Origin of the sequence: Blattabacterium cuenoti, from assembly GCF_014251635.1 — a bacterium.
Taxonomy (GTDB): Bacteria; Bacteroidota; Bacteroidia; order Flavobacteriales; family Blattabacteriaceae; genus Blattabacterium; species Blattabacterium cuenoti_S.
Genome location: NZ_CP059194.1, coordinates 334,034 through 349,392, shown reverse-complemented (window position 1 = coordinate 349,392; position 15,359 = coordinate 334,034). Strand labels below are relative to the sequence as shown.

Below are 15,359 nucleotides of genomic sequence, written 5' to 3'. Positions count from 1 at the left end.
CTTTATTAAATTTGTATTTGGGCATAGAATAGAAAAGAAAAATATATGAAGTATCATTCATACTGCAACTACCAATCGGTACAACGCATTTATTTTTTTCCTTAGTTACTTATCTTTATTTTACGTGGGTTCTTATAAAGTAAAGATGAAAATAAAAGTTAGAGTATCTCATGAAGAGGATACGAAATATGCTTTCTTAATTTGCGAAAAAATTAAGGAATCAGCAAAAATAAGGGGGACTGGAATCGCAAAAAAAGATCCAGAGTATATTAAATCAAAAATGATTCATGGAAATGCGGTAATTGCTTTTTTTGATGAAAAATTAGCGGGGTTTAGCTACCTTGAAACTTTTCAGAACGAAGAATTTGTCGTTAATTCCGGTTTAATTGTTTTTCCTGAATTTAGAAAACAAGGATTAGCTAAAATTATTAAGATTGAAATTTTTAAACTTTCCAGAGAAAAATTTCCAAATTCTAAAATTTTTAGTATTACAACAAGTAATCCAGTTATTAAAATCAATACAGAATTGGGTTTTAAACCTGTTTCTTTTAGTGAATTGACTCATTCAGAAAAGTTTTGGAAAGGATGTCAAAGTTGTGCAAATTTTGATATTTTAACCAGAAATCAAAGAAAAATGTGTTTATGCACAGGTCTTTTATACAATCCGTATATGAATAAAAACAATAAAAAAGATAAAAGTTCTTTATCTACTGGAGATAAAATTGTTTTAGCTTATAGTGGTGGTTTAGATACCTCTTATTGTTTAAAATATTTAATACAGGAAAAAAAATATGAAGTTCATACAGTTATTATTAATACGGGAGGTTTTAAAAAAGATGAATTATTAAAAATTGAAGAAAGAGCTTTAAGCATTGGATCTAAATCGCACAAGACTATTGACGCTATAGAAGAATATTATCAAAATTGTATAAAATATCTTATATTCGGAAACATTCTTAAAAATAATACTTATCCACTTTCTGTAAGTTCAGAAAGAATTTTTCAGGCGATTAAAATAGCACAATACGCCACTTATATTCAAGCAAAAGCAATTGCTCATGGAAGTACAGGAGCAGGGAACGATCAAATTAGATTTGATATAGCCTTTCAAATTATTTGTCCAGAAAAAATAACTTTATCTCCGATAAGAGATATGAAGGTGTCTAGAAAAGAAGAAATTGAATATTTGCAAGATAAAGGGGTCTCCATTTGTTGGGATCAAGCTAAATATTCTATCAATAAAGGAATTTGGGGAACGAGTATAGGAGGAAAAGAGACTTTGACTTCTTATCATGATTTTCCGGAAGAAGCTTATCCAACAAAATTAAGTAGAAAAAAAAGTGAGAATTTAGAATTAGAATTTGAAAAGGGTGAATTAGTAAGTGTCAATCAAGAGAGAGGAAAACCTATAAAAAATATAATAAAAATTGAAAAAATCGCATCAGAATTTGCTATAGGAAGAGGAATCCATATAGGAGATACTATTTTGGGGATTAAAGGAAGAGTTGCGTTCGAAGCTTCAGCTGCTATTATTATTATAAAAGCTCATCATTTATTGGAAAAACATATTCTTACAAAATGGCAACTTTATTGGAAAGAACAATTATCCAATTGGTATGGGATGTTACTTCATGAAGCTCAATACTTAGATCCTGTCATGCGGGATATAGAAAAATTTCTAAAAAGCACACAAGAAAGATTAACTGGAACTGTAGATGTTATTCTTTATCCTTATAGATTTCATTTAGTAGGAATAAAATCTAAGTTTGATTTAATGACATCTTCTCATTATAATATGGCTCAATATGGAGAAATGAATTATGCTTGGACAGCTGAAGATGTTAAGGGGTTTACAAAAATTTTGAGCAATCAAATGAAAATGTATCACAATTTAAATAAAAAAGAAAAATGATTGAAATAGGAATTATAGGAGGGGCTGGATACACTGCTGGAGAATTGATTAGATTGATGATTCATCATCCAAAAACTAGTATTAAAAATATAGTTAGCAAAAGTCATTCAGGAGAATTAATTCATTTGGTTCATCAAGATTTATTAGGAGAAATGAAAAATGTAAAGTTCAACCGTGATTTAAGCAAAAAAATAGATATTGTATTTCTTTGTTCTGGACATGGAGAATCTAGAAAAGAATTGAATAATATATCAGAAAATATAAAAGTGATTGATTTGAGTCAAGATTTCAGAATCAAAATTCAATCCGTTTTTAACAATAGAAATTTTGTCTATGGATTACCAGAATGGCAAAAAGAAAGAATTAAGAAATCTCATAATATAGCCAATCCTGGATGTTTTGCCACAGCTATTCTTTTAGCTATTTTGCCATTAGCTAAAAATAAATTATTAAAAAAAAATATTCATATTAGCGCCATAACAGGTTCTACAGGATCTGGAAGAAAACTGAATGATACTAATCATTTTAGTTGGAGAAATAACAATATTTCTGCTTATAAAATTTTTCAACATCAGCATTTGCAGGAAATTGAACAAACTATTCATCAAGTACAAAACAATTTTTATTCTAAAATTTATTTTGTACCTTACAGAGGTAATTTTTCTAGAGGAATTATAACGACTTTATATACTCATTCTGTTCTTTCTTTGGAAAAGAATCAAGAAATATATAAAGAATATTATAAAAATCATCCATTTGTAAAGATTTCTGATATCAATATTGATATTAAACAAGTGATCAATACTAATAAATGTATTTTATATCTTATTAAAGAGAAAGATCAATTGATTGTTATAAGCATTATAGATAATCTTATAAAAGGAGCTTCTGGTCAAGCCGTACAAAATATGAATCTTATGTTTGATTTAGATGAAACTTGTGGTTTAAGATTAAAATCCGTTCGTTTTTAATGAAATTATTTGACGTTTATCCTACTTTAAATATAGAATTAAGTAAAAGCAAAGGAGCTTATATTTATGATATTCAAGGAAATATGTATTTGGATTTTTATGGAGGACATGCCGTCATTTCCATTGGACATTCGCATCCATATTATATCAAAGCTTTGACAGAACAAATTCATGAAATCTCCTATTATTCTAATAGTATTTATATTTCTCAAAAAAGAAAATTAGCTGATTTACTTGGAAATATTTCAGGATATGAAGAGTATTCATTGTTTTTATGTAATTCTGGTACAGAATCTAATGAAAATGCATTGAAAATAGCTTCTTTTCATACAGGTAAAAAAAAAGTTATTGCTTTTAAAGGATCTTTTCATGGAAGAACAAGTGGGAGCTTATCTGTAACGGATAACTACAAATTGATATCCCCTTTTAATGCTCAACATGAAACCATATTCATAAATTATCAAGATTTTGATTCTTTAGAAAAAAAATTAAAAAATCAAGATATTTGTGCTATAATTACTGAAGGAATACAAGGTGTATCTGGAATTATAGATCCTGGATCAGATTTTTTTTATAAAATCGAAAGTTTTTGCAAAAAATATAATACAGTATTGATTATAGATGAGGTACAAAGTGGATATGGAAGAACAGGATCTTTTTTTTCTCATCAATTGTATTCTATAAAACCAGATTTAATTACTGTGGCCAAAGGTATGGGAAATGGATTTCCTATAGGAGGAGTCCTCATACATCCTAAGTTTCAACCATACTATGGAATGTTAGGAACGACTTTTGGAGGGAATCATTTAGCTTGTACAGCTGGAATTACTGTGTTGGAAATTATTCAAAAAGAGAATTTAATTGAAAATGCAAAAAGAATGGGAAAAATATTGTTACAAGGATTATGTCTTATTCCTGAAATTAATGAAATTAGAGGAAGAGGATTGATGATCGGATTAGAATTTGATTTTCCTATTCAAGATTTAAAAAATCTTTTAATTTATAAAGAAAAAGTGTTTGTTGGGACGTCTAGCAATCCATATGTTTTACGATTACTTCCTCCATTAAATATTAATGAAAATCATATAAAATTATTCCTAAAAAAGTTAAAGAATGCCTTAGCGTATCTATTTAGATATTAGATAAAAACATGGAAAACCATAAAATAATAAAAAAAGCGATACTTGTATTAGAAGATGGAACTCGGTATGAAGCTTATCATTTTGGAGCACCAGTATCCTCTTCTGGAGAAGTTGTATTTAATACAGCTATGACCGGTTATACAGAAAGTATTACAGATCCTTCTTACAAAGGTCAAATCCTTACTTATACTTATCCCATAATAGGGAATTATGGAATTCCATCTTCTTCTTGTAGTAAAGAATCTATTTCTGAATTTTATGAATCCGATAGAATTCAAGTATCCGGACTTATTATTTCTTATTATTCTAATCGTCCGTATCATTGGAATATGAATCAATCTCTATCAAATTGGTTGTATGAAAATAAAATTCCTGGATTATATGGTGTAGATACTAGATTTATTGCAAAAAAACTTAGAAAAAATGGAGGATCCATGTTAGGGAAAATTCTAATGGAAAATGAAGATCTTCCTTTTTATGATCCGAATCAAGAAAATCTTTCTGAAAAAGTATCGATACACGAAAAAATTATATATGGAAATGGGAAATACAAAATATTACTTGTAGATTTTGGGTTAAAGAATAATATATTACGTTGTCTTTTAAGAAGAAATTGTTCTGTAATCAGAGTCCCATGGGATTATGATTTTACGAAAGAAGAATATGATGGATTGATTCTTTCTAATGGGCCTGGAAATCCTAAGGTTTATAAGAAACCTATACATTATCTTCGTGTAGCTATGAAAAAAAAACAACCTATATTTGGCATATGTTTGGGAAATCAACTTTTAGGTATAGCGGCAGGAGGAGATACTTATAAATTGAAATATGCACATAGGAGTCATAATCAACCAGTTTTTTCGTTAGAAACAGGAAAAAGTTTTATCACATCGCAAAATCATGGATATGTTTTGGATGCAAAAAATCTTTCCAAAGAATGGAAAATATTTTTTAAAAATTTAAATGATGATACTTGCGAAGGAATCATTCATAATGATAAACCTTTTTTTTCTGTACAGTTTCATCCAGAAGCTTCAAGTGGACCTAAAGATACCGAATTTTTATTCGATTTTTTTATAGATTCAATTAACAAAATGAATAATTAAAGAATCTTTAATCTTTCAAAATTAGTATGAAAATAGATAAAGTACTTATCCTGGGATCAGGTGCATTAAAAATAGGAGAAGCTGGTGAGTTTGATTATTCTGGGACACAAGCATTAAAAGCCCTTAAAGAGGAGGGAATTTATACTATATTGATTAATCCAAATATTGCCACAGTTCAAACTTCAAAAGAAATTGCTGATAAAGTTTATTTTCTTCCTTTAACTCTATTTTTTATTAAACGTGTTATAGATAAGGAAAGGCCAAAAGGAATTTTATTGTCTTTTGGTGGACAGACTGCATTGAATTGTGGAATTCAACTTTTTCAAGAAGGAATTATAGAAAAATATAAAATTAAAGTTTTAGGAACTTCTATTGAATCTATTATTCACAGTGAAGATAGAAACTTATTTAGGAATCGGTTAACTTGCATTAACATAAAAACGGCAAAAAGTTTTGTTGCTCATTCTATGGATGATGCAATTTCCTATGCTTTAGAAATAGGATTTCCTATTATTATTAGATCAGCTTACACCCTTGGTGGTTTAGGAAGTGGTTTCGCTAAAAATGTTAATGATTTAAAAAAGATAGTAAATAAAGCTTTTTCTTATTCTTCTCAAATTGTTGTTGAAGAATATTTAGAGGGATGGAAAGAAATTGAATATGAAATTCTTAGAGATCAGTATGATAATTGTATTGCTGTATGCAATATGGAAAACTTTGATCCTATAGGAATTCACACAGGAGAAAGTATTGTTGTAGCCCCCTCGCAAACTCTAACAAATTCTGAATATTATAGTTTAAGAAAACTAGCGATATATATAGCTAGAGATTTTCATATAATAGGAGAATGTAACGTTCAGTTTGCGTTAAATCCTAGTTTAGAAGATTATCGTGTAATTGAAGTTAATGCGCGTCTTTCTCGTTCTAGCGCTCTTGCTTCTAAAGCTACAGGTTATCCTTTAGCTTTTGTTGCGGCTAAATTATCTTTAGGATACGGATTGCACGAATTAAAAAATTCTATAACTAGAAATACTTCGGCTTTTTTTGAACCTGCATTGGATTATGTCGTGTGTAAAATTCCTAGATGGGATCTAAAAAAATTTTATGGTGTTTCTAATAGAATTGGAAGTAGTATGAAAAGTGTAGGAGAAGTTATGGCTATTGGAGGTTCTTTTGAAGAAGCCTTACAAAAAGGAATTCGGATGTTAGATATAGGCATGCAAGGATTTATTAATGTTATGAATAAAAAGAAATTGAAATCTGTTCGATTACTAAAAGAATATCTAAAAAAACCTACAGACCAAAGAATTCTCTTTTTAGAAGAGGCTTTAGAATCAGGTATTTCCATAAAAGAAATACATCATTTAACAAAGATTGATCCATGGTTTTTATACCAGCTTGATAATATTTTTCAAACAAAAAAAAAGATAGATCGTTTTGATAATTTTAGAGATCTTCCAGAAGAATTGTTACGAAAAGCCAAAAGAGAAGGATTCTCTGATATACAAATAGCTAGTATTTTTTTTAAAAAAAATAGAGATTACAATATTTTTAATTTAGAGCAAGAAATAAGGGAACGTAGAAAAGTAAAAAATATAGTTCCATATGTAAGACAAATTGATACTTTAGCGTCTGAATATCCGGCGTATACAAATTATTTATATTTAACATATCATGCGATTCAACATGATATTATTTACGAAGAGGATAAAAAGTCTGTCATTACATTAGGATCTGGTGTTTATAGAATTGGAAGTAGTGTTGAATTCGATTGGTGTTGTGTCAATGCATTAAATACGATTCATAAGGAATCTTATAGATCCATAATGATAAATTATAATCCGGAAACTGTCAGCACCGATTTTGATGTATGTGATAGATTATATTTTGAAGAGTTGACTTTAGAACGTGTATTAGATATTATTGAACTAGAAAAACCTAAAGGAACAATTGTCTCCATGGGAGGGCAAATTCCTAATAATTTAGTTTTAAAACTTTATGAAAAAAAGGTTAAAATTTTAGGAACTTCTCCTGTTTCCATTGATAAAGTAGAGAATAGATATAAATTTTCTAATGCTATGGATCATTTAAAAATTAGACAACCTAGATGGAAAGAATTATCAGATTTTGATGCTATTCATAAATTTATAAAAGAAGTAGATTTTCCTATATTGGTTAGACCTTCTTATGTTCTTTCTGGAGCGGATATGAATGTTATTTCTAATCAAGAAGAACTGCAGCATTATCTTCGTGATAAAGTATCCATCTCTTCTGAATATCCATTAGTTATTACAGAATTTATTCAAAATGCTAAGGAAATTGAATTAGATGCTGTTTCTCAAAATGGAGAAATTTTGTATTATGCTATATCAGAACACGTAGAATTTGCAGGAGTACATTCAGGAGATGCAACATTAGTATATCCTCCACATAATTTATATTTATCTACATTAAAAGAAATTATTCGTATATCTGAAAAAATATCCAAATATTTTAATATATCTGGACCTTTCAATATTCAATTTTTATCTAAAGATAATGAAGTAAAAGTAATTGAATGCAATTTGAGAGCTTCCAGAAGTTTTCCTTTTGTATCAAAAATTTCTCATTTTAATATGATTGAATTAGCTACTCAAGTTATTCTTGGAAAAAAGAAAAATAAAATAGAACCTAATTTTTTTATTACAAATTTTTTGGGGGTAAAAGCTTCTCAATTTTCTTTTTCCCGTTTGCAAGATGCAGATCCTATTTTAGGTGTAGATATGGCTTCTACAGGAGAAGTGGGATGTTTAGGAAATACTTTTGATGAAGCGCTTTTAAAATCTATGCTTTCTGTAGGCTATACTGTTCCCAAAAAAAATATATTGATATCTGGAGGCCCTATTGAATCTAAATTAGATCTTTTAGAAGTTGTAAAACTTTTGCATAAAAAAGGATATATATTGTTTGCGACAGAAGGAACTAATAGTTTTTTATCCCATAATGGAATTCCTTCAATAAAAGTTTATTGGCCTAATGTCAAGAAATATTCAAATGTTCTTGAGTTAATAAAAAATAAAAAATTGGATCTTATTATTAATATTCCAAAAAATCTAAGCAAATCAGAGTTAAATAATGATTATACTATTAGACGTTATGCTGTCGATTTTAATATTCCTTTACTCACTAATGCCCGTTTGGCAAAAGCTTTTATACAAGCATTCTGTAATTTATCTACAGATCAATTATTTATAAAAGCTTGGGATGAATACTGAATATAAATAAATTTATGAAAAAATTTTTTAGTGTTGAAGATGTTATCAATGTACATGATCTCATTAAAGATGCTCTTATTTTGAAAAAGCATCCATATGATTTTCATCATATTGGAAAAAATAAAACAATCGGATTGGTTTTTTTCAATCCTAGCTTACGTACAAGAATTAGTTGTCAAAAAGCGGCTTTTAACTTAGGATGCGATACTTGGATATTAGATGTTCATAGGGATTCTTGGACAATTGAAATGAATGACGGAAGCGTTATGAATCTCACACAAGAACATCTTAAAGAGGCTATTTCTGTGATGAGTGTCTATTGTGATATTCTTGCAGTAAGAACTTTTCCAAACCTGTTAGATAAAGATTATGATTATCAAGAAATTATTTTTAATAAAATATTAAATTATTCCAGAGTACCAGTAGTTAACATGGAAAGTGCAACTTTACATCCTTTACAATCTTTAGCAGATGTTATGACTATTGCAGAATTTACATCTTTTTTTAAAAAAAGATGTAAAGTAGTATTAAGTTGGGCTCCTCATGTAAAATCATTGCCTCATTCCGTTGCGAATTCTTTTTCTCAATGGATATCAAAAATAGAACAGATAAATTTTACAATTACGTGTCCAGAAAAATATAATCTACATAAAAAATTTTCTAATGGAGTTTATACGACACATAATCAAAATGAAGCATTTATAAATGCAGATTTTATTTATGCTAAAAATTGGAGTAGTTATTTAGATTATGGAAAAATGCTTTGTCAAAATTCAGATTGGATGATTACTGAAAATAAAATGAAACTAACCAATCAAGCTAAATTTATGCATTGTTTGCCTGTAAGGAGAAATGTAGTAGTGGAAGATGCGGTTTTAGACAGTAAATATTCCATTGTATTAGAACAAGCAAAAAACAGAATTTATGCTTCGCAAATAATTTTTTTAAGAATGTTACAATCTTTATCATGAAAATCCACATAGTCAAAATTGGAGGACATTTAATTAATGACCGTAAGTGTCTTCATGATTCTTTGGAGGCTTTTTGTAAACTACAAGGATATAAAGTGTTGATTCATGGAGGAGGAATAAAAGCGGATTTTATTTCAAAAAAAATGGGGGTTTCACCAAAAATGATACAAGGGAGAAGAATAACAGATAAAGAAACTTTGGATATAGTAGTTATGACTTATGCAGGAGTAATTAATAAAAATATCGTGGCAATATTACAATCTTATCATTGTAACGCTTTAGGTTTATGTGGAGCTGATGGAAATTGCATTAAATCATATTTACGTAAAATGACAAATATTGATTATGGATATGTGGGAGATGTTAATGTGAAAAGTGTCAATACACATTTAATAAAATTTTTATTAAAAAATAATATCATTCCTGTATTATGTTCTATCACACATAATGGAATCGGAAATCTACTCAATACAAATGCAGATACAATAGCTGCTTATATTGCTATATCCTTAGCTAAGGAAAAAGATAAAGATTGTGAAGTAGAGTTACATTTTTGTTTTGAAAAAAAAGGGGTTTTACGAGATGTGAAAGATTCGGAATCTTATTTTAAAGAAATCAATTTTCATTTATTTCAAAAAATGAAACAAAATCATACCATAACAAATGGAATGATTCCTAAATTGGAAAATGCTTTTTTTGCATTAAAAAATGGAGTATCCAAGGTCAGTATAGGCCAACCTAACCATTTAAATGATGTGAATAATAAGACCAAGCTATGTCTGTAGTCGATTTAAAAGTTTTAAAAGAAGAAGCCATACAACTTCTAATACAGATCATCAATACGCCTTCTATATCTGAACAAGAAAATAAGGTTTCTTTCCTAATAGAGGATTATCTTCATAAATATGGATTTCATGTAAAAAGAAAATTTAACAATATATGGACTGAAAATAATAATTATTCTAAACAAGAAGATATACAAACCATATTATTAAATTCTCATCATGATACGGTAAAACCAGGAAAAAATTGGAAAACTGATCCTTTTACAGCGATCAAACAAGAAGATAAACTAATTGGATTAGGCAGTAACGATGCTGGAGCTTCTATCGTTTCATTGATATCTACTTTTATATATTTAAGTAATTTATCGGAATTACCTTATAGATTAATACTTTCTATTACTGCAGAAGAAGAAATATCTGGTTCTTCAGGTGTAAGATCAATTTTACATGAATTGGGATCTATAGACTTAGGAATTGTTGGAGAACCAACACAAATGCAAGTAGCTATTGCTGAAAAAGGGTTAATAGTATTAGATTGTGTAGCTGAAGGAAAAACAGGACACTCTGCGAGAAATACAGGAATCAATGCTATTTATATAGCCACAAAAGATATAGAACGCTTGAGGAACTTTTATTTTGATAAAAAGTCGGATTTACTAGGTTCTACTACTTTAAATGTAACTCAAATACAAGGAGGAATACAACATAATGTCATTCCTGATATTTGTTCTTTTGTCATAGATATCAGAACTAATGAATTATATAGAAATGAGGAATTGATTGAGATGATACGAAAAAAAATTCATTCTAAAATGAATCCACGTTCTTCTCATTTAAATTCATCTTTTATAAATCCTATGCATCCTATTGTTTTAAAAGCTAAATTAGTAGGAAGAAAAACTTATGGATCTCCTACTCTTTCGGATCAAAGCATAATGCCTTTTTCTACTATTAAAATGGGAGTAGGAGATAGTGTACGTTCTCATACGCCTAATGAATATGTTTTGATTTCAGAAATCATGGAGGGAATAGATATTTATATCTGTTTGTTGAAAGATTTTAACTTTTGAATTTAAAACAAAAAAGGTAAATTTGTTTGTTATGTTTTTTATTTAAAAATATGTTACAAGAAATAAACGATGACAATTTTGAAAAGTTGATTTCTAAATCAGAAAAACCTGTTCTAGTAGATTTCTGGGCCCCATGGTGTGCTCCATGTAAGGCTTTATCTGTTTTATTAGAAGAAATATTTTCTGAATATCATACAAAAGTGTCAATTTTTAAGTTGAATGTGGATAATAATCCAAAAACTTCTGATAAATATGGGATACGTAGTATTCCTACTATGATTTTTTTTAAAAATGGAGAAAAAAAAGATATCCATATTGGGATTCTTTCTAAAGAAGACATAAGAAAAAAATTAGATGCTTTAATGAATTTTTGGTCTGGTAGTTCAGTTGGTTAGAATACATGCCTGTCACGCATGGGGTCGCGGGTTCAAATCCCGTCCAGACCGCATTTTATCTTATATTTAATAAGATCTTCTATAGATATAATTTTCATATGAAATTTTTTGGCTATTTGAATCAATTGTGGTAAACGAGCCATAGATCCGTTTTTGTTTAGTATTTCTACCAATACTCCTCCAGGAATGCATCCTGCCATTTGAGTTATGTCAATAGCAGCCTCTGTATGTCCAGGTCTTACTAAGACACCTCCTTTTTTTGCACGGAGAGGAAATATATGTCCTGGTTTGTTAAATACTCTTGGTTTTACTTCATTAACTAAGGAAAAAATAGTTTTCGCTCTATCTGAAACAGAAATGCCAGTGCTAACGCCATAGCCTCGCAAGTCTACAGATACGGTGAAAGCCGTTTTTCTAGGATCTGTGTTATTTTTTACCATCATTTGAAGTTCTAATTGATCACATTTTTCTTCTGTTAAAGAGACACAAACTAATCCTCTACCATGAGTAATGAGAAAATTTACAATTTTAGGAGTTATTTTTTCAGCAGCTACTATAAAATCTCCTTCATTTTCACGATTTTTATCATCAACCACAATAATAATTTTTCCATTTTTGATATCCTGTATGGCCTCTTCAATACCATTCAAATTTTGATTTGAATCAAAAACCATATCTATTTAATTTAATTATATATAAAAATCATCCATTACAGTTTTATAAGTCATCCATATACTTATTGGGAAAAAAATAAAATTTGGTACCCAAGCTCCTATCCATGGACATATTTCGGCTTTTTCTACTTTATTTTGAGTGATAGTTAGTAAAGTATAATAGATGATGAATATAATCATTGCTATCATAGTTGGATAACCTATTCCTCCTTTTCTGATAATAGCGCCTAATGGCGCTCCAATAAGAAACATTATAATGCATGTTACTGGAAATGTAAATTTTTTTTGCAATTCTAATTGCAGCTTGGCTAAGTATATTTTCTTTTCGTAGGTATTTTTATATTTTTTTAAAAAGTTAATCTTTTTAATAAGATTTTTTGTATTAAGAGTTTGATAAAAATCATAGTCATCTAAGTTTTTCATTTTTGATTCTGAAGGAATTTTAAAATTTTGAATTAAAGTATCAAATTCTATAATTTGATAAGAATATTGTTTTTTTTTTGTTTCATTTTCACTATATAAAACTCCATTTATTAATTTCAATTGAATAGATTCATTCTCTTTATCAGGGATTAAAACTCCCTTTTGAGAAAGGATAGTATTAACAAGCGAATTTTTTTCATAAAAAAAAATAAATATATTATGTAAATAATTATTATTTATTGATTTTCTATCAATTTTTATGAAAAAATTTGGTAAAATATTTACGAAAATTCCTTCTTTTAATTTTAAAAATGGATGAGTTAATGATATTTGATATCCTAATTTTTTAGCTTTCATTTTCGCTTTTGGAATAGCAAAATCTGAAAATAAATACAATCCAATGGATAAAACAAAGGTAACCCATAAAATAGGGATCATTATACGAAAAAGAGAGATTCCAGAAGATTTGATAGCGATCAATTCTTGATTTTCTGAAAAGTCCCCAAATATTATAATAGAAGTCAATAATAAAGCAATAGGAGTTACTAATGGAAGAATAGATATCCCAAAGTAAAATACAAATTTTAATATTATAAGAACACTAACATTTTTATCTGTGAGTTCATCTACTTGACTCCAAAAAAATTGGATCATAAAAATAATAAATATTGTAGAATAAATAATTAAAAAAGGAGCTATAAATAATCGAATCATGTATAAATCCAGTTTTTTTATTATCATGATAAATTTTAATTAAAACTTATTGATTTATCTATCTATCATATCCGGTTCTGGCAAAAAAAAGTATTCATTTTTTTTATTATTATTTTCATAAAAATCAACAATTTTTTTTAAATCTGATAATTCCAGAAACGGACATTGTAATCGTATCAATTCATTTCTATTAGAAAATAGCATATCACCTTTTCCTACTAATTGTTCAGCACCGGTGCAATCTAATATAGTTCTAGAATCTATTTTAGAACTTACTTTAAATGCAATTCTTGCAGTAAAATTGGATTTTATTAATCCCGTAATTACATCTACGGATGGACGTTGTGTTGCTATAATTAAATGAATGCCTACAGCACGAGCAAGCTGTGCTAACCGGGTTATATATGTTTCTATTTGTTTTTTATTATTATTAATATTTAAATCGGCAAATTCATCAATAATTAATATGATATAAGGCAAATGATGTTTATTATATTTTACATTATTATATTCTTTAATATTTCTAACCTGATATTTTTCTAAAATAGCATATCTTTGATCCATTTCTTTACATAAAGAATTTAATATATTTTTTACTTCATGTAAATCTGTAATGATAGGTTCTATAGAATTCGGAAGTATCGCAAAATAAGATTTTGAAATCTTCTTATATATTGATAATTCTACTTTTTTTGGATCAATCAAAATAAACTTAATATCTTTTGGACTTTTTTTATATAATAGAAAAACAATCATAATATTTAATCCTACGGATTTTCCTTGTCCCGTTGAGCCTGCTATAAGTATATGAGGCATTTTCGCTAAATCTACAATAAAAATATCATTAAATATCGTCTTTCCTAAAGAAATGGGAAGTTCCATTTTATGACTTTTTTTGTTACTTTCTTCTGAGAATAAAATATCTTGTATATAAACGGGATAACGCTTATAATTGGGGATCTCTATACCAATAGATCCTTTTCCAGGTATAGGGGCAATAATTCTTATGGATATCGCGGATAAATTTAAGGCAATCTCATTTTTTAAGTTTTTGATTTTAGAAATACGTGTTCCCATTTTAGGATATATTTCATACAAAGTTATAGTAGGTCCTATACTCGCTTTTATTTCACATACTTCTATATTATAATAGTTTAGTATTTGAATTATTTTTTTTTTATTCGATTCCAAATCGATTTTTAAATCAATAAATGAAAAGTCTTCTTTTTTTTTATAAAGAATAGAATGAAGAAAGTTTTTTTTTTTACTGTCTTTACTGAAAGAAGAATCCATATTTGGTTTATTGACAATTTTTGTGTTTAAAAAATTTAATCTTTCGTCTATTTTTTTGTTAATATTTTGTATTTTTTTTTTCATTCCATTTTTTATGGTTGGAGTGCTGATACGAAAAATGATAATCAAATAAAAAATGATACTCGTCAAAAGAAGCATATATAATCCTACTTTTCCAAATAAATGAATTAAATAGTTTCCTATTTCAAATCCAAAAATTCCACTGAATATACCTTGATTAGGAACAATAACATAAAAAAAGATGGGAAGCCATATGTTAAAGAATAACAATTTATATATTGTAGATTTGTAAAAATTATTTAACAGTTTTTTATTCATAAAAAGAATTTTTAATCCTGTGAAAAACAATAATATAGGAATAAAAAAAGCGCTAATTCCTATTCCACAGTGAATAAAATAGTGAGAAACGATTGCTCCTATTTTTCCAAGTAAATTTTCTGCTATAATTTCTTTATCGAAAAGTTTTTCGAGTTGACTTTGATCATTTTTCCAATGAAAAAGAAAAGAAAAAAAACTTAAAAACAAAAAAATACTACTTCCTAATAAAAAAAATCCAAAAATGGTTTTAAGAATTTTTTTTTCTTTTTTTCTTATTTTATTTTTATCCATTTTTTTTATAGTTATGTAA

General features: G+C 27.8%; 12 protein-coding genes and 1 tRNA gene. 10 read left to right on the top strand and 3 right to left on the bottom strand.

Annotated elements, in window-relative coordinates:
• Window positions 1-145 precede the first annotated feature (145 nt).
• The 10 genes from H0H64_RS01650 (at window position 146) to H0H64_RS01605 (ending at window position 11,657) form a co-directional block, all read left to right on the top strand.
• The gene (locus H0H64_RS01650; protein ID WP_185857081.1) at window positions 146-1,912 is read left to right on the top strand and encodes an argininosuccinate synthase domain-containing protein; all 1,767 of its coding nucleotides are present in this window, start codon (window positions 146-148) and stop codon (window positions 1,910-1,912) included.
• On the top strand, window positions 1,909-2,883 hold the full coding sequence (argC, locus tag H0H64_RS01645) for an N-acetyl-gamma-glutamyl-phosphate reductase (protein ID WP_185857080.1): 975 nt from the start codon (window positions 1,909-1,911) through the stop codon (window positions 2,881-2,883). Before H0H64_RS01650 ends, argC begins: the two co-directional genes overlap by 4 nt.
• A complete protein-coding gene (locus tag H0H64_RS01640; RefSeq protein ID WP_185857079.1) occupies window positions 2,883-4,025 on the top strand; it encodes an aspartate aminotransferase family protein in 1,143 nt (380 codons plus the stop codon). The genes argC and H0H64_RS01640 overlap by 1 nt, the downstream gene beginning before the upstream one ends.
• Window positions 4,026-4,033: 8 nt before the next feature.
• Entirely contained in the window at window positions 4,034-5,131 is a 1,098-nt protein-coding gene (carA, locus tag H0H64_RS01635; protein ID WP_185857078.1) for a glutamine-hydrolyzing carbamoyl-phosphate synthase small subunit, read from the top strand.
• A 26-nt stretch (window positions 5,132-5,157) separates the two neighbouring features.
• The gene (carB, locus tag H0H64_RS01630; RefSeq protein WP_185857077.1) at window positions 5,158-8,385 is read left to right on the top strand and encodes a carbamoyl-phosphate synthase (glutamine-hydrolyzing) large subunit; all 3,228 of its coding nucleotides are present in this window, start codon (window positions 5,158-5,160) and stop codon (window positions 8,383-8,385) included.
• Window positions 8,386-8,399: 14 nt separating this feature from the next.
• Window positions 8,400-9,356 carry a Rossmann-fold NAD(P)-binding domain-containing protein gene (locus H0H64_RS01625; protein WP_185857076.1) on the top strand — a complete coding sequence of 319 codons (957 nt, stop codon included), beginning with the start codon at window positions 8,400-8,402 and terminating at the stop codon, window positions 9,354-9,356.
• Window positions 9,353-10,141, top strand: a complete 789-nt coding sequence (gene argB / locus H0H64_RS01620) for an acetylglutamate kinase (protein ID WP_185857075.1) — start codon at window positions 9,353-9,355, stop codon at window positions 10,139-10,141. Before H0H64_RS01625 ends, argB begins: the two co-directional genes overlap by 4 nt.
• The gene (locus H0H64_RS01615; RefSeq protein WP_185857074.1) at window positions 10,132-11,211 is read left to right on the top strand and encodes a M20 family metallo-hydrolase; all 1,080 of its coding nucleotides are present in this window, start codon (window positions 10,132-10,134) and stop codon (window positions 11,209-11,211) included. The genes argB and H0H64_RS01615 overlap by 10 nt, the downstream gene beginning before the upstream one ends.
• A gap of 50 nt (window positions 11,212-11,261) precedes the next feature.
• Window positions 11,262-11,606: a thioredoxin gene (trxA, locus tag H0H64_RS01610; RefSeq protein ID WP_185857073.1), complete on the top strand. Its 345-nt coding sequence runs from the start codon at window positions 11,262-11,264 to the stop codon at window positions 11,604-11,606.
• A tRNA-Asp gene (locus H0H64_RS01605) sits at window positions 11,584-11,657 on the top strand. The genes trxA and H0H64_RS01605 overlap by 23 nt, the downstream gene beginning before the upstream one ends.
• Here H0H64_RS01605 and ribB read toward each other — a convergent pair.
• Genes ribB through H0H64_RS01590 form a run of 3 tightly spaced genes read right to left on the bottom strand, consistent with a single transcriptional unit; the run spans window position 11,639 to window position 15,340 of the window.
• Complete coding sequence (gene ribB, locus H0H64_RS01600) at window positions 11,639-12,280, bottom strand: 3,4-dihydroxy-2-butanone-4-phosphate synthase (RefSeq protein WP_185857072.1); 642 nt, start codon at window positions 12,278-12,280, stop codon at window positions 11,639-11,641. The two genes, H0H64_RS01605 and ribB, sit on opposite strands and share 19 nt — an antisense overlap.
• Window positions 12,281-12,295: 15 nt before the next feature.
• Window positions 12,296-13,417 carry an LptF/LptG family permease gene (locus H0H64_RS01595; RefSeq protein ID WP_238784979.1) on the bottom strand — a complete coding sequence of 374 codons (1,122 nt, stop codon included), beginning with the start codon at window positions 13,415-13,417 and terminating at the stop codon, window positions 12,296-12,298.
• 54 nt (window positions 13,418-13,471) lie between these two features.
• Window positions 13,472-15,340 carry a DNA translocase FtsK 4TM domain-containing protein gene (locus H0H64_RS01590; RefSeq protein ID WP_185857070.1) on the bottom strand — a complete coding sequence of 623 codons (1,869 nt, stop codon included), beginning with the start codon at window positions 15,338-15,340 and terminating at the stop codon, window positions 13,472-13,474.
• Window positions 15,341-15,359: the final 19 nt, after the last annotated feature.